Raw genomic sequence first — 25,189 nt, 5'->3', positions numbered from 1 at the left:
TCGACAAAAGCCACAAGGCCGCTTAATCTACGGTGCTTACTGAAAACCGCTACGTATGGCGAGTCAATAGGCTACGTTTAAGATGCAGTTTCTGCGCTAGTCCATGCCAATCTTTAACACGCGACCCACTTCTTTGTGATACAATCGACCGATGGGTAACTCCTGTCCGCCAATGTCGATGTGGCTGGGCGTATAGGCCGTTATTTTGTCAATGGCCACAATGAATGACCGGTGAATGCGCAGGAAATCGGCTTCGGGGAGCATCTCTTCCAGCGAACTGATACTTTGTTTAACAACCAGTGGCTGAGCCGATATAGTTATGATTTTGACGTAATCCCGCAGGCTTTCTACGTATAAAATGTCGCGGATAAATACCTTCACCATCTTGCGGTCGGCCCGGAAATACAGAAACGTGTTCTCGGCCGACGTAGTACTTTGCTTCTCGGCCAAGGGTGCCGAAAGAAGCTCCATTTGCTTAGCCTGACTGGCGTTCCCCAGTGGCTGGTCCGTCCGCATTACTTTGGAAACTGCCCGCAAAAATCGTTCAAAGGAAATGGGTTTGAGCAGGTAATCGACGACATCCAGTTCGTAGCCATCCAGCGCATAATCCCGGTACGCCGTCGTAAAAATGACCTTGGGCGGCTGACGCAAACTGCGCACGAAGTCTGTGCCAAGCAGTTTCGGCATCTTGATGTCCAGCAGCATCAAATCGACGGGCGTTGATTGCAAGACACTGAACGCCTGGATGGCGTTGTGGCATTTTCCCACCACATCCAGGCCATCAACCAGCGCGACGTAGGACTCGATTATGTCCAGCGCAGGTGGTTCATCATCAACAAGTAGACAGCGTATCGGCATACAGATTAAGCAACTTCTGCCAGTTGGTTGACAGGCAGGAGGGGAGGGATTACTGTTGACTGCAGTTCCAGGGCTAGGGCAATCATGAACGTCTCTTCCTCGGCCACAATTTTTAGCTCATGCCGGTCGGCATACAGGAGTTGCAGGCGTTTCTGTACGTTTTGCAGCCCGATGCCACCAGCATACGTATCGTTATGGGGATTCTCTTCCCGGCTATTGATGACTTTGAATTTCAGTACGTTATCTTGAACCGATAGCTCAACATGCATCCATGCCTGTTCCAGTTGTTCGCTGGTGCCGTGTTTGAAGGCATTTTCCAGAAAGGGAATCAGTAGGAGCGGGGCCATCAATTTGCTTTCATAATCCCCTGAGATAGTAACGGACATATCCAGCCGATCGCCGTAACGCAGTTGCTCCAGGCCGATGTAGTTGCGCATAAATGTGATCTCTTCCGTAAGCGGTACTTCGGGCGCGTTGCAGTCATAGAGTATGTACCGTAGCAACTCCGACAATTTCAGTACCACCGCTGGCGACTGATCCGACTTGCTGAGCGTCAGGGCGTACAGATTATTGAGCGTATTGAAGAGAAAATGCGGATGTATCTGTGATTTAAGTAGTTGTAGCTCGGCATGCAATTTTTCCCGCTCAATCTGTTGATAGGCCTCCTGTTTCAGATACCAGACTTTTACCAGCTTAATGGCAGCGGCAAAACCGCCGATCGTGGTGCCCCCGCGCATACCTGCCATCATAGCCGCTACAAACGTATTCCTTATGGTTAGGGCACCGATAGAGAAACGTATTGGGTCCACAACGAATATGGATAGCATGGCTGAACAGATCGACGTGGCAACGACGATAAGAAGAAGTGCAACCACGGCCCAGCCGTAACGACCCCTAAACAGAAAAGTAGGCATCAGCCAATAAATAATGCTATAGGTGAATACCATATGAGCGGGCATGAACAGCAGTGCATCAATCCCTGCCATGGCAAAGCCTTTCAGGAGGGATATGGGCCAGGGCACGCCATGTCCATGCAGATAACCAGCGGGTAAAAAACCATACGTGAATGTGAAAAATAATGTCCAGACCAGCCAGAATAAACCATGCCGCATCAGTCGATGACGGGATTCATTCGAGAAGACAAATTCGTTGGTCAAACGCTGCATAGGTCAGATAATTACTCCCCGAATATAGACAAACGTTACGTATTCGCCTACCAGTCAGTCCCCTTGTCGACAAACAACGGGCTGTTGGTGATGAACAACGTTAACGGGCAACAAACGACAGAAACAGACAACGAATGGGTGTATGTAGACCGCCCCGTGTCACCAGCCGATAATGCTGGCGAGCTATTATACGTGTTTCTACTTTTGACTCAGTTCTCGACTAACATAAACACACTAAACAGAAATACGATGAACACTCTTTTGCAACCCCGCTTAGCCATTACAGTTCTCATGCTTATTGCCGCTTCGTTGACTATTCAGGCTCAATCGAAAAATAATCCACCCGTGGCCCGCGATGGGTTCTGGGTTATTGAAACGACTCCCAAAAGTCACCAGTGCACTGTACGTTTTTATACGAACGAGCAGAAACTTATCTATCAGGAAACCATAAACCGTAGCCTGAACATCAACCGTAAACAAACCAAGCTGCAATTGAACGTAGCCCTGGAGCAGGCCATGTTCGTCTGGAATGCTACGCATAAGGTTCCTACCGATCGGCAGTGGGTAGCCGTTCAATTTGAGCGATAATGAGTTTCTGAGCATTCATTGACATTAAAAATGGCCCGTGAAGAACTACGGGCCATTTTTGCGTTTATAGGTTTCATTTAATACGTAATAAGAACGTATAGATCGGGGATGGAGTAGGTAAATTTCAGCGTATACCCGCTTTTTCAGACGTACCTGTAAATTACTCGTTCCCATGCAATCCAACAGACGCACGTTTATAAAAAGCCTATCAGCGGCTTCAGCGCTGATCGCTACTGAGAGCGTTGCCAAACCATTCGGTGTACCGGCTTATATTCCCAATCTGATGAAAGTAAGTCCGAATGACAAAATTCGTTTTGCGACCATCGGCATGGGCATTCAGGGCAACTTCGATACACAGGCGGCTTTGCGCAATCCTGATGTTGAACTGGTTGGCGTTGCCGACCTCTACACAGGACGGCTCGAACATGCCAAAACAGCCTACGGTAAAGACAAAGATTTATTTACTACCCGCGACCACCGCGAAATTCTGGCTCGATCCGACGTCGATGCCGTCCTAATCGTTACACCTGACCATTGGCACGATCACATCACGATTGCCGCGCTCAAAGCAGGTAAGCATGTGTATTGCGAGAAGCCGATGGTACAACATTTGAACGAAGGCAAAGCGGTGATTGACGCCTGGAAAAAGTCGGGGAAAACGATGCAGGTCGGTAGCCAGCGTATCAGTAGCGCGGCTTTCAAGGAGGCAAAGCGGCTGGTGGAAGCGGGCGAAATTGGTCAGATCAACTACATCGAATCCAACAATGACCGGTTCAGTGCGATTGGGGCCTGGGACTATTCCATTCCACCGGATGCATCTACCCAAACCGTCGACTGGGACCGGTTTCTGGGAGATGCCCCTAAGCGCCCATTCGATGAGAAACGCTTTTTCCGGTGGAGGAATTACAAAGATTATGGTACGGGTGTAGCCGGTGATTTATTTATTCACCTCATCACTGGCGTCCATTTCGTAACGAATACTATGGGGCCTACCCGTATCTATTCGTCGGGCAACCTGGCCTATTGGAAAGATGGCCGCGACGTTCCCGACATCATGGCGTGCATTATGGATTACCCCAAAACAGAGCAGCACGAAGCTTTCCAGATGGTGTTGCGGGTCAATTTTGCCAATGCGGGCAAGATCAACGATGTAACACGTATCATTGGTAACGAAGGGCAGATTGAGTTTTCGGAAAACAACCTGATCATGACCAAAAAGAAGTTGCCGATTGCGCCCGGCTACGGTGGCTACGACAGCTTCTTTACGTTTACAGAGCCTGTGCAGCAGGAATTTGTGAAAGGCTACGACGCTAAATATCCGCCCGAAACCCGTACTTCTGAGCCCGTAAAAGAGGTGAAGTTCACGGCTCCGAAAGATGACGATGCGCATGCTAAACACTTCGCCGACTTCTTCGACAACGTTCGGAAGGGAAGCCAGGGTACTCTTGAAGATCCGGTGTTTGGATTCCGGGCTGCCGCGCCGGTATTGGCCTGCAACGAGAGCTTTTTTGAGCAAAAAGTGGTGCACTGGGACCCTGTTACAATGACGCAGAAGAACCCAGCCGCTGCGGCACCTGCCAGGAAAAAGACGATCGCTTCGACAAAATCGACGACTAAAAAAACGTAGACCTGGCAGTTTCCCAGGCACTTATTTTAGGGTTTAATAGTGTATCTAAAACCTTTAATTGACTCCGTAGCTCAGTTGATAGAGCAATTGACCGCTCGGGCGGCCCCGTCTTAATCAATGGGTCGACAGTTCGAATCTGTCCGGGGTTGCCTAATAATCAGCCACTTAGTAGAAATGTTGAGTAGCTGTTCTGTTTGCATACAAAGTATTTTATATGGGTGTTAGCATACCACCAATGAAGCAGTCTGAAAGCTCGATTTAATTCTGAACCCACAAAAGGGTATGTTTAGCAGGCTACAGAACACACTAAGCATACCCAAAACACGACTATATAAGGACGTTTCGGCCGGGATGGTTTGCGCTTTACTCGTCCACTGAGAAGGCCCCCTATACACCCCTTTTACATAACAACAGATTCACGGAACTATGGTCAACTAAAATAGGGAGAAATCAGCAAATCATAACCCGTCGGCCGGTTTCAGGGTGCGTCATAAAGTACGGCCTGAGCTGGAACACCGTTTCAATAGCAGCCGGAGTCAGTACGTCGTCGGGATGGCCAATGCCATAAACGCTTCCCTGATCAATCAGGATCACTTTCTGGGCGTATTGCAGCGCCAGATTAATGTCATGCACAATGACGAACACAACCATATTCTGCGACGCTAATTCACGCACCAGCTTTAGAATCTGATGCTGGTAATGAATATCCAGTGCCGAAATGGGCTCGTCGAGAAAGAGATACTTGACAGACTCATCCGATGGTTGGCGGTACAACTGAGCCAGTACCCGAGCCAGATGTACTTTCTGTTTCTCCCCTCCCGAAAGTGACGCAAACGCACGTGTTTTGAACGAAAACATGCCCACGGCTTCCAGGCAATCATCCGCAATTTTTTTATCCTGACTGGTTGGGTTAAGATCAAAATATGGATAGCGGCCCATCATCACGACGTCTGACACACTCAGGTCAAACGGCAACGACAGCAATTGGGAAAGCACCGCTTTCTGCCGGGCCAGCGTAGGCAGTGGTATCGACTTCAGCGGTTGATCGCCATACCAGACCTGGCCCTGATAGGGCGTTTCTGTTCCCGTCAATAGCTTCAGCAACGTGCTTTTCCCCGCTCCATTCGGCCCTAATACCATCGTAAATTCGCCAGGCAGCAACGTCAGCGATACATCGGTAATCAGACGGTTACCCCCGATTTGAAACGACAGATGTTCGGCTCTAAGCATAAAAACCTCCTTTTTGAAACGACCGGGCATTGCGGACAAGTAGCCAGATAAACACCGGTGCACCAACGAACGCAGTGATGACACCAATTGGAAATTCGGCGGGCGCCACCAGCCTGCGGGCAATGGTATCCGCCATTGTGAGCAATGACCCGCCCAGCAAGGCAGATGCGATGACCAGAAACCGATTATCGGATGTTTTCAGTAACCGAAGCAGGTGCGGCACCACCAGCCCAACGAATGAAATTACCCCAACCATCGCTGTGCCAACCGCCACCAGCAGGGTGTTCAACAACAATACCTGAATCTTGAGCCGGTCGATATTGTAGCCAAGATGCCGCACTTCATCTTCCCCTAAAATAAGGACGTTCAGCGCTTTGGTGAAACGAAGGGCCAGCAGAATACCAACCGTCGTAACCGGCAGTACGATCAAAAACTGCGTCCAGTCGGCCCCGGAAAAAGTACCCAGGTTCCAGAACGTAATGGAACGGGCCTGTGGGTCGCGGGCAATGTAGGATAGAAAGCCCGTTCCACCGGCTGCCAGTGCGTTAATGGCGATACCGGCCAGAATCATGGTCGCTACGTTTACTTTACCGCTCATCGACGCAATTCGGTACACCAGGAATGTAGCCAGAAAGGCAAACGTAAATGCAACGCATGGAAGCAAAAACAAGCCCAGTGCATCGGTAAAGGCCCAGTTGATGTTCTTGCCAAGCACAAAAACCAACGCGGCCCCCAACGCTGCGCCGGAGCTGGTTCCAACCAGTCCCGGCTCAACGATGGGGTTACGAAATAGTGCCTGCATTAGCACGCCCGACACCGACAACCCAGCCCCAACGGTGGCGCACAGCAAGACACGGGGCAACCGGATCTGCAAAAAAAGCCCCTGCGAAACCGGGTCGACGGTTTCGTTTGAGAAGCCCATGCCGTTCAGCAGGATATGCCCTATATCGTCGAATGACAGGTCGACGGCACCGATTCGCAGGGCGGCCACAATGGACAGGAGCAGGAGAACGGCTAAAAATCCATACCAGCTTCCCGGCGAGAATGACGATACTTTCATTACTGATGAATTAACTTCATGAGCATCTGCACATTTTCGCCCGTGCGCGGTCCAAGATAAATCAGGTCATGTTCTTCGATGCGGTAAATCTTTTTGTTCTTGCCCGCGGGCGTCAGGGCGATGCCAGGAAGTGTCGCCAATTTCTCGGCGTTACCCAGCCGGTCATAACCGAAATCCGTCATCAGAATAATGTCGGGCTGCGCTTTACTGATAATTTCCGGGCTAAGTGGTTTCATGCCTTTCAGCGTATCCATTACGTTTTTGCCGCCTGCCAGACCGAGCATGTACGACGCGGTTCCGGCCTTACCGATAACCAGGTAATTGTTGATTACGCGGCCAAAATGAATGATCGCGACCTTAGGCGTGGTTTTGTACTGTTTCACATCTTCCGCAGCTTTCGCCAGGTCAGCATCCAGTTTTGTTTTCAGACTATCGGCCTGTTTTTGAGCACCAAACTGAGCCGCCAGCGAATCAAACAAGGCTTTGACCTCCGGGATCGTGTGCGCATCGGGAAATACCTTCATCGGCACGCCCACTTTTTTCAACTGCTCCATCACAGCTTCCGGCGCTACGTTGCCATCGTGGTAAACGACCGTGGGTTTGAGGGCGATAATCCCTTCGGCGTTTAGCAGGCGGTGGTAGCCCACTTTGGTAAGTTTCTGCGCTGCCGTTGGATAGGTACTGGACAAGTCAACGCCTACCAACTGATCCCCAGCCCCGAGGGCGTAAATCAATTCGGTCAGTTGCTTGGCCACACAGACAATACGCTGCTTGGTGGTGGCTTCTGTCTGGTCTTTCTTATTGGACGTACAGGACGCAATCGCGATAATGAGAAGGAGTACTATGGGTAATTTCGATTGTTTCATGGAATTGATAAAAAGTTAACTGTGACGTATGTAGAAACCGCACTGGCGGATCGCCAACCATGCGTCTCTGCATACGTCACAAAAAATTAAAATATGTACTTCAGCATGGCACCTGAGTAGACCGTAATCTTCGGGGATGGATTGTAGGCCAGGGGCCGGTTGTTGGCCGGGTTGGCCAGGTTCAGGAAAACCAATGAGGAGTACGTACTACTCAGCATATTGTCTGAGCCCACATACACGTCCAGGCTGAAATGATTCCCTAAGCCACTGCGATAGCCAAGTTTCCCATTAACAAGCGTGTAGGCCGGGGCGAAGTGGTTGTTGGGCAGATTAATGGGCATTTTATCAACATACATCATGGTTCCGTTTAGGTAGAACCCCGATCGAATTTCCAGATCGACCCCGGCATTCAGCAGATTTGGTGCAATACCCGACTCTTTCTTCCCGGTATAATCGACCGTTCTGTTGTCGCTGTTGTTGTCACTTTTGTAATCCTTGTAGTAAAAGTCGCTATAAGTATACGACACAAACGGACGGATCAGGGAAATGGCTCCGGCACTCGGGCGATAGGCGTACTGAATAGCCAGTTCCAGTCCGTTGTGCTGCACTTTCCCGGCGTTGGTCGTTATCGAATAGGCGGGTATGGTCGGGGTAGCCGCAAATCCCTGCGGGACGAGTTTGTCCGTTACGTCCATCGTGAAGTAAGCGACTTCGTAGGTGAGTGATTTATTCAGGAAGCTCCCTTTGCTGCCAATTTCGTAGTTGGTGCCTAACTCGGGGCGAAGATCATAATTGACGACGCCCGTTTGTGCGACAACGACCTGATTAGTCCCCGGTGCGGAATATCCCTGACTGACACTGCCGTACAGCGACACATTGTTTGTGATCTGATAGGCCAGCGCAGCCCTTGGCGACACAATGGGAGTGAACCGCTTGTAGCCAGATACATTTACATAAAGGGGCGTTGTTGTAGCGGCCCGCATATCAGTGATGCCATATTCGACATAGTTGAGCCCCGCCCCCGCCGATAACGTCAGTTTGGGCGCTATTTGCAGAGCGGCCTGAGCGAACACACTGTACTGCATGGCCTGTACTTCCAGATCGGAGCGGAGTGCGCCCAGAACACCATTCGAAAGACCATATCCTTTTGCATAGTTGAAGTTCTTCAAAAACTCGCCACCAAAACTGATCGTTGGCCGGAACGGGCTGGCATCGTTGCTATACGTAAATACGGTACGTCCCCCGAACTTGAATTTGTTTGTCTTGTTCACCCCGGCGGCAAAGGGCTGATCAATGATCTGGCCACCCACAAACAGGGTTGTTTTGTTAGCGAACCGGTCTGTAAACTGATAGTTATGGCTCAGGCCAACCCGGGCACTTTCGGTTTTGATGCTGGCATTGTTGCTGACATAGGCCGGATCGGAGCTTTCCGGATGTTCCAGAATAGCCACACTATCTATTTCTCCGGCCAGCAGATCATACGAATTGGTGTACCCGACAAAGACCGACATCGACCGTTTCGCACTCATATAGGTGTCGCTGGTGATACTCAGAAAGTCTTTCTGGGAACCGCCATGCACCCGGAAGCCATCGTATTTCTGATGGCCATAATTGATGTTCAGACTGGTATTATCCGAGCCCGTTTTTATGGATGTGTTCGTCCGGAATAAGCCATACGATCCGCCCAGAACCTGCTGACTGATGCTCGTTTTACCAATTGGTGCCCGTTCGGTATAGAAATTAACGACGCCCCCAATCGCATTACCATACGCGCTCGATCCAGGTCCTTTCAATACTTCAACCCGACTCAGGGTCGTAAAATCAACATCATCCAGGAACGTAGTGCCGTCGCCGTCGGTGAGTGGAATATCGTTCAGGTAAGCTTTGTAGCCAACTCCGTTGAAGTTGGTCTGGTTGCCATACCCACGAATAACGATCCGGTTTCCGGCGGCAATTGTCCGCATCTCTACTTTCACCCCGGGAATCAGGTTTACGTAATTCTGAAGGTGAATGCCATTGGTTCGCTGAATATCCCGACTGGTAATCAGCCCCACCGCTCCAGCCGTACGTTGAATCGTTTGGGGCGTCGAGTAACCCGCCACGATAACTTCGTTCAGGTCGGTGTTGGATGGGTCCAGCTCAATCGTCAGGCGGCTTGTTGTGGCCTTGACGCCGACTGTGAGTGTCTGATAGCCAATAGCTGAAACCTGGAGTTGATCTCCTTCATTGGCCGACAGGCTGAATTGACCCTTATCGTCGGCTGTTGTACCGCGTGTTGTGCCACTAATCAGTACCGATGCGCCGGTAATAGGCTGAGAATTAGTTGGGTCAACAACCTGGCCCGTTATGGTCATTTGGGCAAAAAGTGCTGAGCCGAAACACGTAGCTAAGAGCAGCGTGAGTATATATTTTTTATAGATAAATTTCATGAGTAGTTCAATAAAAGTAGACGTAGAATCCTTCCGGAAAGGGCGTACCTCTCCTTGTGTCTGGAAAGCAGACACGCAAGAGCAGCGGGCGTCTATATATTGGGCGGAGGAGAGATCACGTCTAGCGCCAGACGTGTAATCAGAAGCGAACAGTACTGATAAACCGGCTTAAGGTCGTGCCACGTAACCTGGGGAAGCTGGTTAAATTCGGTGAGGTAAGGCAGATCAAAAATGGTTCGCCATTTTATCAGCTTACGCCTGCTGCCAGGTCTGGAACCAAGGGTCTGATCAACGTGAGCCGTTTCTTCATACAGCCAGGGAGCCTCTTGTTTCAGCTCCGTTTCAGCATCGTCACGAAATCCATATACGTATAACGTATCGGAACGAATCTCGCGATACAGCACATCGACCATCTGGCCCATCCACTCAAATTCAGCCTCAGTTGCCAGAAAATCCGTTTGGTGAGATAATTCGGTTTGGGGAACGCTGATACGGATCAGCCTGTCAGACGCGAAGTACGTTTGATGGGTGAATGCCCATTTGGCCATAAACTCTCGGGCATAGTAGTGACCGTAAAGGCCCACCAGAGCCACTATCGCCGTCACCAGCAGGATACGCGTTAGAGTGATACGCCTAATAGACATTTGTGGCGGTTAGGTCCTTTTCTTATCAAGGCAAGTGGGTTCTTAGTTTGGTCGGCTCTTGCTCTGAATCGCTGGTTTTAATGCATCCAACGCTTTCAACTGCTCGGCCAGGCTTTTCGACAAGCTGTTATACTGATCAACCTGTTGTTTGGTCGGCTTCGAATCATCGGACTCGATAAATCCACCCAGGGCGGTAAACTTTGTATTCAGCCGAACCGGGTGATTCGTTAAATCCTGATTGGCTTTCGCCCGAAACTGGTACAAAGCATCTTCAATACGTAGCAATTTGTCTTTTAGCTCCCTGATGGATTGATCATCGGCAGATCGACCCGTGCTGTCCAACTGCTGGCGCATCTGCCGAATCGTCAGGACTCCGTTACGCAGTTCATTAAGCCGCTCCCGAATTTTGATGAGCATATCGAACTGCTCTTTAAACTCGGCCGGTGTTGTCTCAATGCGCGGGTCTTTACTGATTTCAAAGTTCTGAGCATACGTTTTTCCATCCACCGTCAACTGGACCTTGTACGTACCCGGCATGGCCAGCGGTCCTCTGGCACGTCCGTGCGTCACCGAATTAGGTAACGCAATCGGGTCCGGATAGCGCATATCCTCCCAAACGAAGGCGTTGCCACCAGCTTCAGCCGGCAACATTATTTCTTTTCGGGCGGGTGCTTTCGGCTGACGCATTTCGGCTAAACCGGACGAATCTTTTGGCGTCGTTGCCGACACAGATCGCGGTGTTGCAGTGGTTACAGCGCTGCTTTTGTAGGATTTAATAAGTAGTCCGCTGGAATCAAAGAAATCGAGTGAGATCTGGCCCTTCGGTTTCTCGGGTAAATAATAAACAACCCGAACGCCATTGGGTGGATTTTTCCCTAATTCGGTATTGCCATTCGGCACGGGTTTTATGGCTGGGTCCAGGCCCGCTTTGAACCGAACGGTTGGCCGGGGTTTGAACAGGTGTACGGCCGTTTTTTGTACATCATCGGTCAGTTGGTGCAAAATGGTCAGGTCGTCCAGAATCCAGAACGAGCGCCCGTGAGTGGCCGCCACCAGATCATTATCCTGAATCGCCAGATCGTGGATAGGCACCACCGGCAGGTTCAACTGGAGGGATTGCCACTGTCCACCATCATTGAACGAAACATACATGCCTTTTTCGGAGCCCGCATAGAGCAGCCCCCGCCGTTTGGGATCTTCGCGAACGACCCGAACGAAATCATCGTCGGGAATACCCTGCGTGATTTTCGTCCAGGTTTTGCCGTAATCACTGGTTTTGTAGACGTACGGATGAAAGTCATCCTGCTTGTATTTCAGGGCGGCTACATAGGCGGTTGCCGGATCGTGTGGCGAAGGGTCAATAATGCTGATCCGGGCAAACGCGGGCATGTCTTTCGGTGTAACGTTTTTCCAGGTTTTGCCATTATCCTGCGACAGTTGCACGTACCCATCATCTGATCCTGACCACAAAACACCCGCTTTTTTCGGTGATTCGGCCAGCGCGAAAATCGTGCCGTACCACTCCACCCCCGTATTGTCCCGTTTAATAGGCCCCCAGTCTTTTCCAATCGACTGATCGTCCAGCGTTGGTGTTTTTTCGAGCGTAGCCGGATCAGACCGGGATAAATTAGGGCTGATCACCTGCCAGCTTGCTCCCTGATCGGTTGATCGGTGAACGTACTGCGACGTAGCATAAAGCACCTTCGGATTATGGGGAGACACCAAAACGGGGTACGTCCACTGGAAGCGATAAGCCAAATCTGCTGATCCGTAGCCATACATATCGTCCGGAATAACCGATACGTCTTTGAGCTGGTTGGTCTTCTGATTCAGGCGGGTAAGCCAGTGGTGATTGGCGGCAAAAATCATTGACGGATCATTTTTGTCGAAAGCGATATAGCCAGATTCACCCCCGCCCACGTCGTAGTTTTCGTTGGGATAGATAGCGCCATAATCCGAGCGACTGGGAACGGAAATCGTTGAATTGTCCTGTTGTGCGCCATAAACCCGATACGGAAATTTGTTATCAGTAATGACATGGTACATCTGGGCCGTCGGCTGGTTGTAGATAGTCGACCACGAGTTTCCCCCATCGAACGTAACGGTTCCACCGCCGTCATTAGCCTGCACCATTCGTTTGGTGTCGTTCGGATCAATCCAGAGCTGGTGGTTATCGCCGTGCGGAGGGTCCACTTTTTTGTACGTTTTTCCGCCGTCGCCCGACTTCCACATGTCGATGTTGAGCACCCAAAGCGTTTCCGGGTCTTTGGGATCGGCCGCGAGGTGATGATAATACCAGGGCCGTTGAAACAGGTCGGCAAACTGACTGACCACCTGCCACGTAGCCCCCGCATCATCCGTTCGGTAGACGCCCGTCTGTTCGTTTTCGGCTTCGATAATCGCCCAGATGCGGTCGGGTTTCGACGGAGAAAGTGCCAGGCCGATCCGTCCGCGATTGGTGCCGGTGGGTAAGCCTTTATTCCGGGTAATATCGGTCCAGGTGGTGCCGCCATCCGTCGATTTGTGAATGCCCGCCCCCGGTCCGGCACTACGTACGCCCCACGGAAAACGGCGAAATTCGAACGTAGAGGCATACAGCGTTTTGGGGTTTGCCGGATCGATCGTCAGGTCGATAGCGCCAACGTTCGGGTTTTTGTACAAGACTTTTTGCCAGCTCTTTCCGCCATCCTGCGTACGAAAAACACCCCGTTCGGCATTAGGGCCAAAAGCGTGCCCCAGGGCGGCTACGTAAACGATGTCCGGATTCGTCGGATCAATGATAACGGAGCCAATGTGATACGTATCGCTCAGCCCAATATGGGTCCAGGTTTTGCCCGCATCCGTCGATTTATACATGCCATCGCCGTGGGCCAGATTCCCCCGCAGTGTATGTTCGCCCATCCCAACGTACATGATATTGGGATTGGATTTCGCCAGCGCAATGGCACCCACGGAACCCGTTTTAAAAAAACCATCCGATATGTTCCGCCAGGTGATGCCCCCGTTTTCGGTTTTCCAGACACCCCCGCCGGTTGTGCCCATGTAAAATACCAGCCGTTCAGTGGGATGCCCCGCTACAGCCACTGAACGCCCTCCTCGAAACGGGCCGATGTTCCGCCATTGCATGGCTTTCATGACCGATACATTGACCGACGTTGGGTCCTGAGTTGTTTTAACGGAGGTTAACTGCGCCGTTACCTGAAAATTGCTAAGCAGGGAAGCGCCCCCAACTAAGGCAAGAAGCAGGTGACAAGGACTTACTCGACGTGTTGTCATCATGAGGGTTCAATAATTCGGCTGGTTGCTGTTAAGGTCGTTTTTCGCCATACCATCGTCCAGGTTATGGGTTTAGCCAGGAAGCTACATACCAATTTTGGCGGTTTTTGTAAGCTTATCTAAATCAGTCAATTGCTTGTTCAAATCGCCCGATAATTCCTCATAGACTTTGTAGGAACCATCCGTTGGTTTAGCATCACCGTTTTCTACACTGCGCCAGAGGGCTGCCAGCCGGTTGTTCAGTTTGATCGGGAAGTTCAACGGGTCCTGCCCGCTCTGATTCCGGATCTGATACAGATTTTCTTCGATGATGCTCAGTTGTTCCTTGAGCTTCTTATTGGCCGGATTCTCGGGTTGCTTCGCCAGTTTTTCCTTCATGGCCCGAATCTGAATGACGGCGTCGTTGGCCTTGCTGGTCTCATCTCTCAGTTTCATAGCCATTTTGAACTGCTCCTGCACATCGGCTGTCGTTACACCCTTCAACCGGGGGTCAAGCCTGATCTCGAAGGGCTGTGTACTGGACTGACCGCCCACCGTAAGCCGTACCTGATATTGACCGGGTAAGGCCAACGGGCCAGATGTTGGGCGCGCCCCCCACATGATCATGCCTTTGAAATACGTAGCACCGGGATAGCGTAGGTCCCATTCGTAGCGGTTCAGACCGGCAGCCGTTGTGGGTAGCTTGACCCGAGGCTTACCCGGCTCATCGTCATCATCGTCCTCGCCAACTTTTGGGTTCGTTGGTTTATTACCTGTAAAGCTCTGTATGACCGTTCCGGCAGCATCCAGAATTTCGACTTTCACGCTATCGGCCTGTTTCGCCAGATAATACTGAAAAACAGCCGGTTGTACCCGTCGAACGGCATAGTAAGGCTTGAACAGGTGGACACTTTTCTTCGCCAGATCGGGCGTGTATTCCCGAACCGGGGCGATGTCGTCCAGTACGTAGATCGACCGCCCATGGGTACCAATTACTACGTCTTTTTCCGTAACCTGTATGTCTGCAATCTGGGTATCGGGCAACTTTAACTGCAGTGGTTGCCAGGTTTCACCATCCGTAAACGATACCCAGATACCGTGTTCCATACCCGCGTAGAGCAGGCCGGGACGGGTAATATCTTCCCGGATCGAATGCGCATAATCATCTGACCGTAAGCCCGTAATGATCTTCTTCCAGGTTTTGCCGTAATCATTCGTTTTGTAGATATACGGCGTCCGGTCTTCCATCTGGTAGCGTTTGGCCGCTACGTAGGCCGTGCCGGGTTTGTGCCGCGAGGCCTCAATAATGCTCACGCGGGTATGTTTGGGCAGATCTGGCGGGGTGATATTCTGCCAGCTTTTGCCATGGTCGCGGGTGATGTGAATGAGTCCGTCATCGGAACCAGCCCAGATCGTGTTAACGTCGTGATAAGATGGAGCCAGGGCAAAAACGGTCGCGTAGATTTCGGGGCCGTTCATATCCATCGTGATAACGCCACCGCTTTTTCCAAGCGTCGTGGTATCGGCCAGCGTGAGGTCTGGACTTATTTTCGCCCAGCTCTGGCCTTCATTGGTCGATACCCAAACGTGTTGTGAACATACGTAGAGTCGGTTCGGGTCTTTAGGCGAAAACACAATGGGATAGGTCCATTGCCACCGTTCGGGCAGGGCGCTGGCTGGTTCACCCGAAAAGAAGCGTGGATACACCTGCACATCGCGGGTTTGACCCGTCGACCGGTCGTAGCGTGTTAGCAAGGCTCCCTGACTGCCGGCATAAAAAATGTCAGGGTTCTTCGGGTCCTGGGCAATGTAGCCACTTTCGCCACCACCTACTTCGTACCCCCATTCGCTTTTCTTGATGCTGTTGCTTTTCACTAGCTGGTTCGTCCAGCCCTCGCTGGCCACCGCAACCGTCGTATTATCCTGCTGGGCACCGGCGATGTGGTAAGGAAAATCGGTGGTGGTCGTGATGTGATATAGCTGAGCTGTCGGGAAATTTTCGTCAGTCCAGGTTTTGCCACTGTTGACCGACACCGCTCCACCGCCGTCGTTGGATGTGATCATGCGGGTTGAGTCGGCGGGGTCGATCCAGAGATCGTGGTTATCGCCATGCGGAACGGTGATGGTTTTGTTGAATTTTACTCCCCCATCCGTCGATTTGTAGAAGCCAACGTTCAGGCAATACACACCATTTTTATCGAGGGGATCGGCATAAATACGGGAGTAATAAAAAGCCCGCTGGCGCAGTTTCCGTTCGTCATTAACGTGCTTCCAGGTCATTCCGGCATCATCGGATCGATAGACGCCCCCGTCTTCGGCTTCGACAATGGCCCAGACGCGGTTGGGATCAACTGGTGAAACAGTCACACCAATTTTACCAACAGTGCCTTTAGGCATGCCGGGTTTGCGGGTCAGTTCAGTCCAGGTATCGCCCCCATCCGTGGATTTGAACAGGCCCGACGCACCACCCCCGCCCCACATTTTCCAGGGCTTTCGATAGACCTCCCAGATGGAGGCATACAGGACGTTTGGGTTCTTCCGGTCGATGATAACATCGACACCACCCGCCTTGTCGCTTTTGTAAAGGACTTTTTTCCAGTTCTTGCCCCCGTCGGTGGTTCGAAAGATGCCGCGTTCTTCATTCGGGCCGTAGGGATGTCCCAGAGCCGCTACGTAGACAATATCCGGGTTTGCCGGGTGAATACGGACGCGGGCAATTGCCTGCGTATTTTTCAAACCGATGTTGGTCCAGGTTTTCCCAGCGTTTGTTGTTTTATAGACCCCATCACCCTGCATGATGTTGCCCCGAAGCTGGGTCTCTCCCGTTCCAATATAAACGATGTCTGGATTGGTTTCGGCGACGGCTACAGCGCCCACCGAGGAGCTGTTCAGTTGCCCATCCGTCACCGGTGCCCAGCTTTGGCCCCCGTCCGTCGTTTTCCATAACCCTCCGCCCACGGCGCCAAAATAGTATTCCAGTTTACGGCTGGGCGAACCAGCAGCTCCCAGCGAGCGACCACCCCGGGTAGGCCCAATGTTACGCCAGGACATTCCTTTAAAAACAGGGTTGATTGCTGTATCGGCAGTTGCTTTTTGTTGTGCCCAGAGCGGCTCACTTATGGATGTACTGCCAATGACGGCAGCGATTATAAAGACAAAATGCTTCATTTTAAGGATTATTATGACAATACGTTGATTCATCTGTGCGCTGGGGAGAAATGGCGCATAGGATGCTCAAAAGGCAATAGGCACCTGGGAATAGACTGAGCAAACTTAAGTAAGTCCCACCCAATTCCGGCATGTAAATCCAAAAAAATATATTCTGCTTTTTGTGATTAGGCCAAATTTTAATTTATACTAAATATTATATATCGGCAATTTAAGGCCGAAGCGGCCACTAGAGAGAAATAATATATTGAACCAGTGGAATTTTTTGAAGTAAATTTGACGAGCGTTAATTCCCATTTACTTTAGCTATTTAACGGTATTTACAGCTGTGTTACTGGTTTATTATCGTTAAAAGCGCTTTATCTATAGTTACTTCTTCTTTTTATGCTTTCGCTTTCCGACAAAACCGTTTACAGCCTGCACCGAATTTCGGGGTTAATTGGGGGGGTATTTATTCTAATAATTACGATTACCGGCTCTATTCTAGTCGTTGACAAACAGGTCGATAAGTTACTGAATCAAAATCCGGCTAAGGTTGAAGCCGTTGGCAAACGCCTATCCTATGACCAGTTACTGACAAAAGTGAATCAGCAGTATCCCTCGGCTCAACTGCTCAATCTTCAGGTAGCCGGTACGGATAAAACAAGTGGTACCCAAGTGGATTTGATCGATCAGGGTATTTGGCAATGGGTTGTGCTGAATCCATACACCGGTGCGGTTGTCAGTGCACGAAATGCCGATGCTACGCTGGTCCGGAGGGCGCGGGAACTGCACGAAAATTTGTTGCTGGAACCCGTGGGTGGCTTCGTCATGGGGCTGGCGGGTATTTGTTTGCTGGCGTCAGCGCTGACGGGAACCTGGTATTACCGACGGTCGCTACTGAGCGTTTTCAAAATTGGTGTTCGGTGGAATAAATCGGCGCGTATCGTGTATGCCGATATTCATAAATGGCTGGGTGTCGTCGCTCTGCTTTTTATGCTGATGATGAGCGCTACGGGTATTTTCTTTCACTGGGAACAGATCGAACGAAAATTTGGCGACGGGGCGCTTCAGAACCGATCCCAGTCCACGTTGGTAACGCCGACCAATTTTCAGGTTGATGCTTCGCTAGCGGCTGCTAAGGCTTCTATCGCCGGTTTTCAGCCCGAGCAAATTGATTTTCCTAAACCAGGCGACACTACGTTAGTCATTCGCGGGAATATGCCGGGTAGTATCCGGATGCTGGGTAAGTACAATGTGTCGGCTACGATGGATGCTCGAACCGGTCAATACATGAGCGGCTTCAACGCACGGGATGCCGACCTGGAATACATCGCCGAACACATTTTCGAAGAACTGCATTTCGGCCGCTACGGTGGCTGGATTACTCAGATAATCTATATTCTTCTGGCGCTGGCGACAGCCGTCGTAACAGTTACGGGCCTGATCATCTGGTTTCTAAAGCGGAACTAACCGCACCACTTTCTAATGGGTATTTCTCTGGGCACAAAGCGTCTGTTGGGGTCGCTTATTCTATTCGTTTCGCTGGCTGACCTTCAGGCACAACCCTTCGCGCCTAATCTATTTAATGCTATGAAGTGGCGGATGATTGGGCCGCATCGGGGTGGCCGTACGGTTGGGGCAGCGGGCGTGCCGCAACAACCAAATGTTTTTTATATCGGTGTCAATAATGGGGGTGTCTGGAAAACGACGGATTATGGACGTACCTGGATTCCCATTTTCGATGATCAATCCACCGGTTCCATTGGTGACGTTGCGGTGGCACCCTCAAACCCCAATGTTGTTTACGTAGCGAGTGGCGAAGGGCTCCATCGCCCGGATTTATCGGTGGGCAATGGGATGTACAAATCGACCGATGCGGGCAAAACCTGGACGCACCTGGGCTTAAGCGATGGTCAGCAAATTGGCGGTATATCCATAGATCCCACCAATGAAAACCGTGTTTTTGCCGCTGTATTGGGGCATCCCTATGGTCCGAATACCGAACGGGGTGTCTACCGTACCACGGATGGCGGTAAAACATGGGAAAAAGTACTGTACAAAGACCAGGATACGGGAGCCATTCAGGTAACCATCGACCCAAAAAATCCGGCGATTGTTTACGCTGATCTCTGGACAGCCCAGGAAGGTCCGTGGGAAAATGGTGCCTGGCAGGGAAAGGAAAGCGGTCTATATAAATCAACGGATGGTGGCACAAGCTGGCAAAAACTTACCAAAGGCCTGCCCACGATTGAGCAGGGACTGGGGCGCATCGGCTTTTGTATCGCGCCCAGCGCCCCCAATCGGCTCTACGCTACCGTCGATGCGCCCGAACTTGGCGGGGTCTATCGATCGGACGATGCAGGCGAAACCTGGACACGCTTCAATAAAGATCCGCGATTATGGGGCCGTGGCAGCGATTTCGCCGAAGTAAAAGCGCATCCTACCAACCCCGATATTCTATTCATTGCCGATGTAGCTGCGTGGAAATCTGAAGATGGGGGCAAAACCTGGAATGATTTTCGGGGCGCACCAGGTGGCGATGACTATCACCGGCTCTGGATCAATCCGAACGACCCTAACACGATGCTGCTGGCTGGCGATCAGGGAGGGATCATTACAGTAAATGGCGGCCAAACATTTAGCTCGTGGTACAACCAGGCAACGGCGCAGTTTTACCACGTGAGCACCGATAACAGTTTCCCCTATAACGTGCTTGGTGGCCAGCAGGAAAGCGGATCGGTTGGCATTGCCAGCCGGGGCAACGATGGACAGATTACCTTTCGGGAGTGGCATCCGGTGGGCGTCGAAGAATATGGCTACGTAGCCGCCGACCCACTCGACCCCAATATTATTTATGGGGGAAAAATCACCAGATTCGACAAACGAACCGGCCAGGTGCAGAACATCGCGCCCGAAGCGGTACGTAGTGGTAAGTACCGATTTGTGCGGACCGCCCCGGTTCTGTTTTCGCCCATTGATCCCAAAACGCTTTATTTCGCAGGCAACGTACTGTTTAAAACGCAGAATGGTGGAAACGCCTGGCAGGTAATCAGTCCCGATCTCACCCGCGAGACCTATCCTGACATTCCCGAAAGCGTGGGGGACTATAGAACCGAGGCTATGAAAACTATGCCTCAACGGGGCGTTATTTATACCATAGCCCCGTCGTTCAAGGATGTGAATATGATTTGGATCGGCACTGACGATGGCTATATTCAGGTCACCCGCGACGGGGGTAAAACCTGGACGAATGTTACCCCGCCCGGTGTTGGTTCCTGGAGTAAAGTGTCAATTATGGAGGCTGGGCATTTTGATGTAAATACCGCTTATGCCGCCGTGAATCGCATCCGGTGTGATGACATGCGTCCGCATATCTATCGGACACACGATGGGGGTAAAACCTGGCAGGAGATCGTAGCCGGTTTACCCAACGATCCAATTAATACCGTTCGCGAAGACCCTGTCCGTAAAGGCTTGCTGTTTGCCGGGTCAGAAACCGCGGTTTACGTCTCGTTTGATGATGGCGATCATTGGCAGTCGCTCCGGCTGAACATGCCCGCTACGTCAATTCGCGATCTGGTCATAAAAGACAATGATCTCGTCATTGGTACTCACGGCCGGTCGTTCTGGATTCTGGACGATATTAGCCCGTTGCGCCAGTTGACTACCGATCTGACAAAAAATGCGGCTATTCTTTATAAACCTCAACGGGCTTACCGCGTTCGGTGGAACATGAACACCGATACACCACTACCGCAGGAAGAACCGGCTGGGCAAAACCCGCCAGATGGGGCGATCATTAATTACTACCTCGCTACAGAGGCTAACTCGGTTGTTACGCTGGACATCCTGAATGCAGGCGGTAACATAATTCGTAAATACCGCAGTGATGAAAAGCCCTACAACGTACCGGATGTGAATCTGCCGTCGTACTGGATTCGGCCGCAGCAAATTTTATCGGGCAAGGCGGGTGCCCACCGCTTCCAATGGGATATGCATTATACCCCGCTGGATATGCCCCCTTCGTATCCAATTGCGGCTACGTATCATCAGACGGCTCCCGATCCTACATCGCCCTGGGTGTTACCCGGAACCTATACAGTTAAACTGACAGTCAATGGCAAAGTGTATACCCAACCGCTTACCATAACAATGGACCCGCGTAGTAAGGCCAGCCCGGTTGTATTGAAGCAGCAACATGATCTGTCGGTAGCTGCCTACGAAGGCCGGAAACAGATAATTGGATTATTGGGCGACATGCAGAAAATACAAACCTCTGCTGCTTCTGACACGCAGAAAAAAAGTCTCGATGCCCTCAAAACCAGTTTAACAAGTTTGAATCGGGCGTTCAACTCTATTTTTGGCGTGCTTCAGGATGCCGACATGCCACCGACCACGCAAGCGATAGCGGCTGCCAACGAAGCGCAGACTACCTTGAAAAAAATGTTAGCTCAGTGGACGCTTCTTAAAAATAACAAGTAGTATCAAACTGGCCATCTACGATGTTGAAGCATCGGCCGCCCGGGTACTCAGTACAACAAAAAAGGTAGTTTAAACCGCTGGTCAGCGGTTTAAACTACCTCATGCAACGTAGATTGACGTCGAAAATGTTTGTTTACGGGATAATTGCCGGAATATGTTGCTCGGTTACAAGCCTGTTGAATTCAGGCACCTCTCGCTCGATAACTTCCTTCAATTGACCGATTGATGTATTAACCTGCTTTTCCAGCGTTTCATACACGACATAAGACGACTTGGTAGGCTTCGTATCAGCCGAAGATACCACTGAGCTAACCCCCGACATTTTATCGTTCAACCGGATTGGGTACGCTAATGCATCCTGACCTGCTTTCGACTTGGGCTGCATCATGGTTGATTCCAGCTTATCCAGTTTGTCCAGAATAGGTTGCGTCACTTTCTTGAACTTAGCGATCGTTACAGTGTCTTTCACCTCTTTCATGTAGCTGCTGATCTGGTTCCGAATCTGGCGAAGTTTGTTGATCGACTTGTGCGTCTCCGACAACTTATTGTTGATCTTCATTAACAGATCGAACTGTTCCTTATAATCAGCATCGGTAAGTTTCAGACGCGGATCTTTCAGAATTTCAACGGGTTGCTCAGCCACCAGCGAGTCGCCCAGCAGCAGCCGAACTTTGTATTTGCCCGGCACGGCCTTGGCGCCAATGCCCCGACCCGTCCACATGACGTTGATGCCATCGACGGCCGTTACGTCCGGGTAGCGCATGTCCCACACAAAAGCGTTCATGCCCGCCACTGCCGGAGCCGTTCCGGGACGCGTCATGGTTGGATCGTTGTAAAACTCCTTCGCGATTTTCAGCGGCTGTCCTTTTTTGTCTTTCGTGCTCGAATACGTGATGATCGTATCGTTCGTGCTGGTCATAAACAGCAACTTCAATTCTTTTGTCGGTGCCTTTTTCAGGTAATACCGAACGATGACGCCATTCGGAGCATTTTCACCTTCGTCCAGAATTGGGCCACCCCGGCCACCGCCCGCACCGCCTTCCATGCGATAAGCCGGGCGGGGTTTATATAAATGGGCCGTTTTTTTAATGAGTGCGGGCTGCTGATCCGCAATTTCGTGCAACGGCGTTACGTCATCCATAACCCAGAACGCGCGGCCGTGTGTAGCAATGACCAGATCCTTATCGCGTTTGTGAACCTGCAAGTCGCGGACTGGCGTAACCGGCAAATTCAAACTCAGTTTCTGCCAGGATGCGCCGTCGTTGAAGGACACATAAATACCGCGTTCGGTACCGGCATACAACAAGCCAGCTTTGTTCGGGTCTTCCCGGACGACATGGCAATAGTCATCGGCAGGAATACCCGCCGAAATTGATGTCCAGGTTTTACCATAGTCGGTCGTTTTGAACATATACGGTTTGCGGTCACCCGACATATATCGTTTAGCCGCTAGGTACGCCTTGCCTTTCACATGATCGGATGGGTGCACCATGCTCATGATGGCCCACTCCGGCAGCATGGACGTTGGGGGCGTGATTTTCTGCCAGCTTTTGGCACCATCACGGCTGATGTGCATCAGGCCATCATCGGAACCCGCCCAGAACACGTCCTTTTCCACCGGTGATTCGGCGAAGGTAAATATCGTTGGAAACGTCTCGGCACCCGTATTGTCTTTTGTGATCGGGCCACCCGTATCACCCTGCGTTTTGGGGTCGTTGCGGGTTAAGTCGGGGCTGAGATCTTCCCACGAATGCCCATAATCCATACTCCGGTGCACATACTGCGACGTAACATAGAGGGCTTTGCTGTCGTGCGGAGAGAACACAATGGGGAACGTCCATTGAAAGCGATACTTCCGGTCGGAAGAAGGCGCTCCCATGCTATAATCGGGGTACACGTTAATTCGCTGGTTCTGGTCCGTATCCTTGTCGTAGCGGGTAATCAGCCCATCGTAGCTACCACCAAACGTGATTTGTGAGTTGTTAGGGTCCGGTGTAATGTAACCCGACTCGCCACCCGCCACTGTATACCAGGCACTTGGCCCGATGGAGAATTCCGTTGTCCGGCTGGCAATGCGAATGGCCGAGTTATCCTGCTGAGCGCCGTACAAATTATACGGGAAATCATTATCGAGCGAGACATGGTAAAACTGCGACGTAGGAATGTCGATGTCCGAGAACGTAGCACCGCCATTGTAGGTCACTTCGGCACCACCATCATCGGCGATAATGAAGTTCTGGGCATTTTTTGGATTCCACCAGATATCGTGCGTATCGCCGTGGTGAACCTCTATAGTCTTGAATGTCTTGCCACCATCATACGACTTCAGCGCATTCACGTTCAGAATAATGAGGCCATTCTCATTCTGCGGATCGGCGGCCAGCATCATGTAGTACCAGGGACGCTGCCACAGGTTTTTGTCTTCATTGATCAATTGCCAGTTCTCGCCCGCATCATCGGAGCGATACAAACCACCTTTCGCATTTTCAATCATGGCATACAGGCGATTGGAGTTAACCGGCGAAACCGTAATGCCAATCTTACCCAGCAAGCCTTTCGGCATACCTGGCTTATCATGCAGGCTGGTCCACGTATCGCCCCCATCGGTTGATTTATACAAGCCACCGCCCGTTCCACCGCTGCTCATCATGTAGCTGTTGCGGTACGCCTTCCACATGGACGCGTATAGAATCGACGGATTATTGGGGTCAAGTTCAATGCAGGCCGCGCCTATACTGTCGCCTTTGGCGAGAATGTGTTTCCAGGTTTTGCCTCCGTCCATAGTCCGAAAAACCCCTCGTTCCTTGTTCGGTGCAAATGGGTTTCCCAGCGCACCGACATAGGCTATATCAGGATTTTTAGGGTGTATTTCAATGTTACTCACGGCATCGGCCAGCTTCAGCCCCACGTGTTTCCAGGTTTTTCCGGCATCCGTTGACTTATAGATTCCGTCACCGTTGGCGATGTTGCTACGGATATCCGGTTCACCCATACCCACATAAATGATGTTTGGGTCAGACTGGGCAACGGCAATAGCGCCTACCGAACTGGATTTAAACGTACTATCTGAGATGCTGTTCCAGTTGGCACCGCCGTCGGTAGTTTTCCATACGCCACCACCCGTCGCGCCAAAGTAGTACGTAAGTGGCTGGTCGGAATGACCCGCTGCTGCCAGCGAGCGCCCACCTCGAAACGGCCCAATATTACGCCATTTCAAGCCATTAAAGAGGCTGTCGGAGGAGGCCTGAACAGGCGCAGCCGTCGATTTAGGTTTTCGTTGAGCCAGTGCAGGATCGGTAAGCAGTAGGGCCGCTACCATAGCTCCGGCAAAGGAAGTAAAGTAATGAGACATAGAGATTGGGTTAAGAAATTTCCCTGCGGCAGGGCAAGGGACTTGGTCAGCAATTAAATTCTCGGATACCTGGAGTAGTGGAGAACTTCCTGTTGAGGAATTATTAAGGAGAGTTCATGTACAGGTCTGCGTAGTTTGGCTTATGGTACAAGAAAAAAATGTATTCCCGTTTCCGAACATACCAGGCACAACATCACCTCCGGGAGTACAGAATTTCTGTCGGCGCTGGTATAGTCGTACGTTAACTACTTGTGCATAGTGCACACAAGCCAGGTTTGGATAGGTGAAACGCCATGCCTGACTCCGCTTGACTGGAAACGGTCATTATGGTTCTTTTTTGGGGAAATGGGTTCAAAAAATCCACTTATACTGATACGTCAATCTATACCTTCTGCAAACCCGATTCAAATATTCACTACTATTTTCAGTAAACCCAATTTTAATTACTAATTAATCTTACGCTAAAATTAATTAATAATAAA

The 25,189-nt window shown here is 51.0% G+C and carries 14 protein-coding genes and 1 tRNA gene; 5 read left to right on the top strand and 10 right to left on the bottom strand.

Translation table 11 applies throughout. The features are described 5' to 3' along the window. Window positions 1–96 precede the first annotated feature (96 nt). Together ACYVEA_RS06700 and ACYVEA_RS06695 are read right to left on the bottom strand one after the other, a co-directional pair. A complete protein-coding gene (locus ACYVEA_RS06700) occupies window positions 97–858 on the bottom strand; it encodes a LytR/AlgR family response regulator transcription factor (RefSeq protein WP_461112589.1) in 762 nt (253 codons plus the stop codon). A gap of 5 nt (window positions 859–863) precedes the next feature. Then, on the bottom strand, window positions 864–2,024 hold the full coding sequence (locus ACYVEA_RS06695) for a sensor histidine kinase (protein ID WP_461112588.1): 1,161 nt from the start codon (window positions 2,022–2,024) through the stop codon (window positions 864–866). A 90-nt stretch (window positions 2,025–2,114) separates the two neighbouring features. On the opposite strand from ACYVEA_RS06695, the gene ACYVEA_RS06690 reads away from it, so the two are divergent. The 3 genes from ACYVEA_RS06690 to ACYVEA_RS06680 all read left to right on the top strand — a co-directional run bounded on the left by ACYVEA_RS06690 (window position 2,115) and on the right by ACYVEA_RS06680 (window position 4,388). Continuing rightward, window positions 2,115–2,612 (top strand): hypothetical protein, encoded by a 498-nt coding sequence (locus tag ACYVEA_RS06690; RefSeq protein WP_461112587.1) that lies wholly within the window; start codon window positions 2,115–2,117, stop codon window positions 2,610–2,612. A gap of 172 nt (window positions 2,613–2,784) precedes the next feature. Then, window positions 2,785–4,239, top strand: coding sequence for a Gfo/Idh/MocA family protein (locus tag ACYVEA_RS06685; RefSeq protein WP_461112586.1), 1,455 nt, complete (start codon window positions 2,785–2,787; stop codon window positions 4,237–4,239). 60 nt (window positions 4,240–4,299) lie between these two features. Continuing rightward, a tRNA-OTHER gene (locus ACYVEA_RS06680) sits at window positions 4,300–4,388 on the top strand. Window positions 4,389–4,689: 301 nt separating this feature from the next. On the opposite strand, the gene ACYVEA_RS06675 is transcribed toward ACYVEA_RS06680, so the two are convergent. From ACYVEA_RS06675 to ACYVEA_RS06645, 7 genes are all read right to left on the bottom strand, one after another. Continuing rightward, entirely contained in the window at window positions 4,690–5,469 is a 780-nt protein-coding gene (locus ACYVEA_RS06675) for a heme ABC transporter ATP-binding protein (RefSeq protein ID WP_461112585.1), read from the bottom strand. Continuing rightward, a complete protein-coding gene (locus ACYVEA_RS06670) occupies window positions 5,462–6,529 on the bottom strand; it encodes a FecCD family ABC transporter permease (RefSeq protein ID WP_461112584.1) in 1,068 nt (355 codons plus the stop codon). Before ACYVEA_RS06670 ends, ACYVEA_RS06675 begins: the two co-directional genes overlap by 8 nt. Then, window positions 6,529–7,395, bottom strand: coding sequence for a heme/hemin ABC transporter substrate-binding protein (locus ACYVEA_RS06665; RefSeq protein ID WP_461112583.1), 867 nt, complete (start codon window positions 7,393–7,395; stop codon window positions 6,529–6,531). Before ACYVEA_RS06665 ends, ACYVEA_RS06670 begins: the two co-directional genes overlap by 1 nt. Before the next feature lie 86 nt (window positions 7,396–7,481). Then, on the bottom strand, window positions 7,482–9,824 hold the full coding sequence (locus ACYVEA_RS06660; protein WP_461112582.1) for a TonB-dependent receptor: 2,343 nt from the start codon (window positions 9,822–9,824) through the stop codon (window positions 7,482–7,484). Window positions 9,825–9,916: 92 nt separating this feature from the next. Next, window positions 9,917–10,468 carry a hypothetical protein gene (locus ACYVEA_RS06655; protein WP_461112581.1) on the bottom strand — a complete coding sequence of 184 codons (552 nt, stop codon included), beginning with the start codon at window positions 10,466–10,468 and terminating at the stop codon, window positions 9,917–9,919. 42 nt (window positions 10,469–10,510) lie between these two features. Further along, window positions 10,511–13,747, bottom strand: coding sequence for a WD40/YVTN/BNR-like repeat-containing protein (locus ACYVEA_RS06650; protein WP_461112580.1), 3,237 nt, complete (start codon window positions 13,745–13,747; stop codon window positions 10,511–10,513). A gap of 81 nt (window positions 13,748–13,828) precedes the next feature. Next, window positions 13,829–16,924 carry a VPS10 domain-containing protein gene (locus ACYVEA_RS06645; protein ID WP_461112579.1) on the bottom strand — a complete coding sequence of 1,032 codons (3,096 nt, stop codon included), beginning with the start codon at window positions 16,922–16,924 and terminating at the stop codon, window positions 13,829–13,831. Between the two features lie 351 nt (window positions 16,925–17,275). Between ACYVEA_RS06645 and ACYVEA_RS06640 the strand changes: the two genes are divergently transcribed. Both ACYVEA_RS06640 and ACYVEA_RS06635 read left to right on the top strand, forming a co-directional pair. Then, window positions 17,276–18,343 (top strand): PepSY-associated TM helix domain-containing protein, encoded by a 1,068-nt coding sequence (locus tag ACYVEA_RS06640; RefSeq protein ID WP_461112578.1) that lies wholly within the window; start codon window positions 17,276–17,278, stop codon window positions 18,341–18,343. 15 nt (window positions 18,344–18,358) lie between these two features. Next, on the top strand, window positions 18,359–21,355 hold the full coding sequence (locus ACYVEA_RS06635) for a WD40/YVTN/BNR-like repeat-containing protein (RefSeq protein WP_461112577.1): 2,997 nt from the start codon (window positions 18,359–18,361) through the stop codon (window positions 21,353–21,355). 133 nt (window positions 21,356–21,488) lie between these two features. On the opposite strand, the gene ACYVEA_RS06630 is transcribed toward ACYVEA_RS06635, so the two are convergent. Further along, window positions 21,489–24,707: a WD40/YVTN/BNR-like repeat-containing protein gene (locus tag ACYVEA_RS06630; protein ID WP_461112576.1), complete on the bottom strand. Its 3,219-nt coding sequence runs from the start codon at window positions 24,705–24,707 to the stop codon at window positions 21,489–21,491. Between the last annotated feature and the right edge of the window lie 482 nt (window positions 24,708–25,189).

The sequence above is a fragment of the Spirosoma jeollabukense genome (assembly GCF_054777855.1).
Note: the sequence above shows the minus strand (reverse complement) of the source record. Positions and strands in the feature narration are given on the sequence as shown.

Bases quoted from the DNA above. Each gene is read 5' to 3' on its own strand.
- ACYVEA_RS06700 (WP_461112589.1), bottom strand. From the start codon at position 858: ATGCCGATACGCTGTCTACTTGTTGATGATGAACCACCTGCGCTGGAC.
- ACYVEA_RS06695 (WP_461112588.1), bottom strand. From the start codon at position 2,024: ATGCAGCGTTTGACCAACGAATTTGTCTTCTCGAATGAATCCCGTCAT.
- ACYVEA_RS06690 (WP_461112587.1), top strand. From the start codon at position 2,115: ATGAACAACGTTAACGGGCAACAAACGACAGAAACAGACAACGAATGG.
- ACYVEA_RS06685 (WP_461112586.1), top strand. From the start codon at position 2,785: ATGCAATCCAACAGACGCACGTTTATAAAAAGCCTATCAGCGGCTTCA.
- ACYVEA_RS06675 (WP_461112585.1), bottom strand. From the start codon at position 5,469: ATGCTTAGAGCCGAACATCTGTCGTTTCAAATCGGGGGTAACCGTCTG.
- ACYVEA_RS06670 (WP_461112584.1), bottom strand. From the start codon at position 6,529: ATGAAAGTATCGTCATTCTCGCCGGGAAGCTGGTATGGATTTTTAGCC.
- ACYVEA_RS06665 (WP_461112583.1), bottom strand. From the start codon at position 7,395: ATGAAACAATCGAAATTACCCATAGTACTCCTTCTCATTATCGCGATT.
- ACYVEA_RS06660 (WP_461112582.1), bottom strand. From the start codon at position 9,824: ATGAAATTTATCTATAAAAAATATATACTCACGCTGCTCTTAGCTACG.
- ACYVEA_RS06655 (WP_461112581.1), bottom strand. From the start codon at position 10,468: ATGTCTATTAGGCGTATCACTCTAACGCGTATCCTGCTGGTGACGGCG.
- ACYVEA_RS06650 (WP_461112580.1), bottom strand. From the start codon at position 13,747: ATGATGACAACACGTCGAGTAAGTCCTTGTCACCTGCTTCTTGCCTTA.
- ACYVEA_RS06645 (WP_461112579.1), bottom strand. From the start codon at position 16,924: ATGAATCAACGTATTGTCATAATAATCCTTAAAATGAAGCATTTTGTC.
- ACYVEA_RS06640 (WP_461112578.1), top strand. From the start codon at position 17,276: ATGCTTTCGCTTTCCGACAAAACCGTTTACAGCCTGCACCGAATTTCG.
- ACYVEA_RS06635 (WP_461112577.1), top strand. From the start codon at position 18,359: ATGGGTATTTCTCTGGGCACAAAGCGTCTGTTGGGGTCGCTTATTCTA.
- ACYVEA_RS06630 (WP_461112576.1), bottom strand. From the start codon at position 24,707: ATGTCTCATTACTTTACTTCCTTTGCCGGAGCTATGGTAGCGGCCCTA.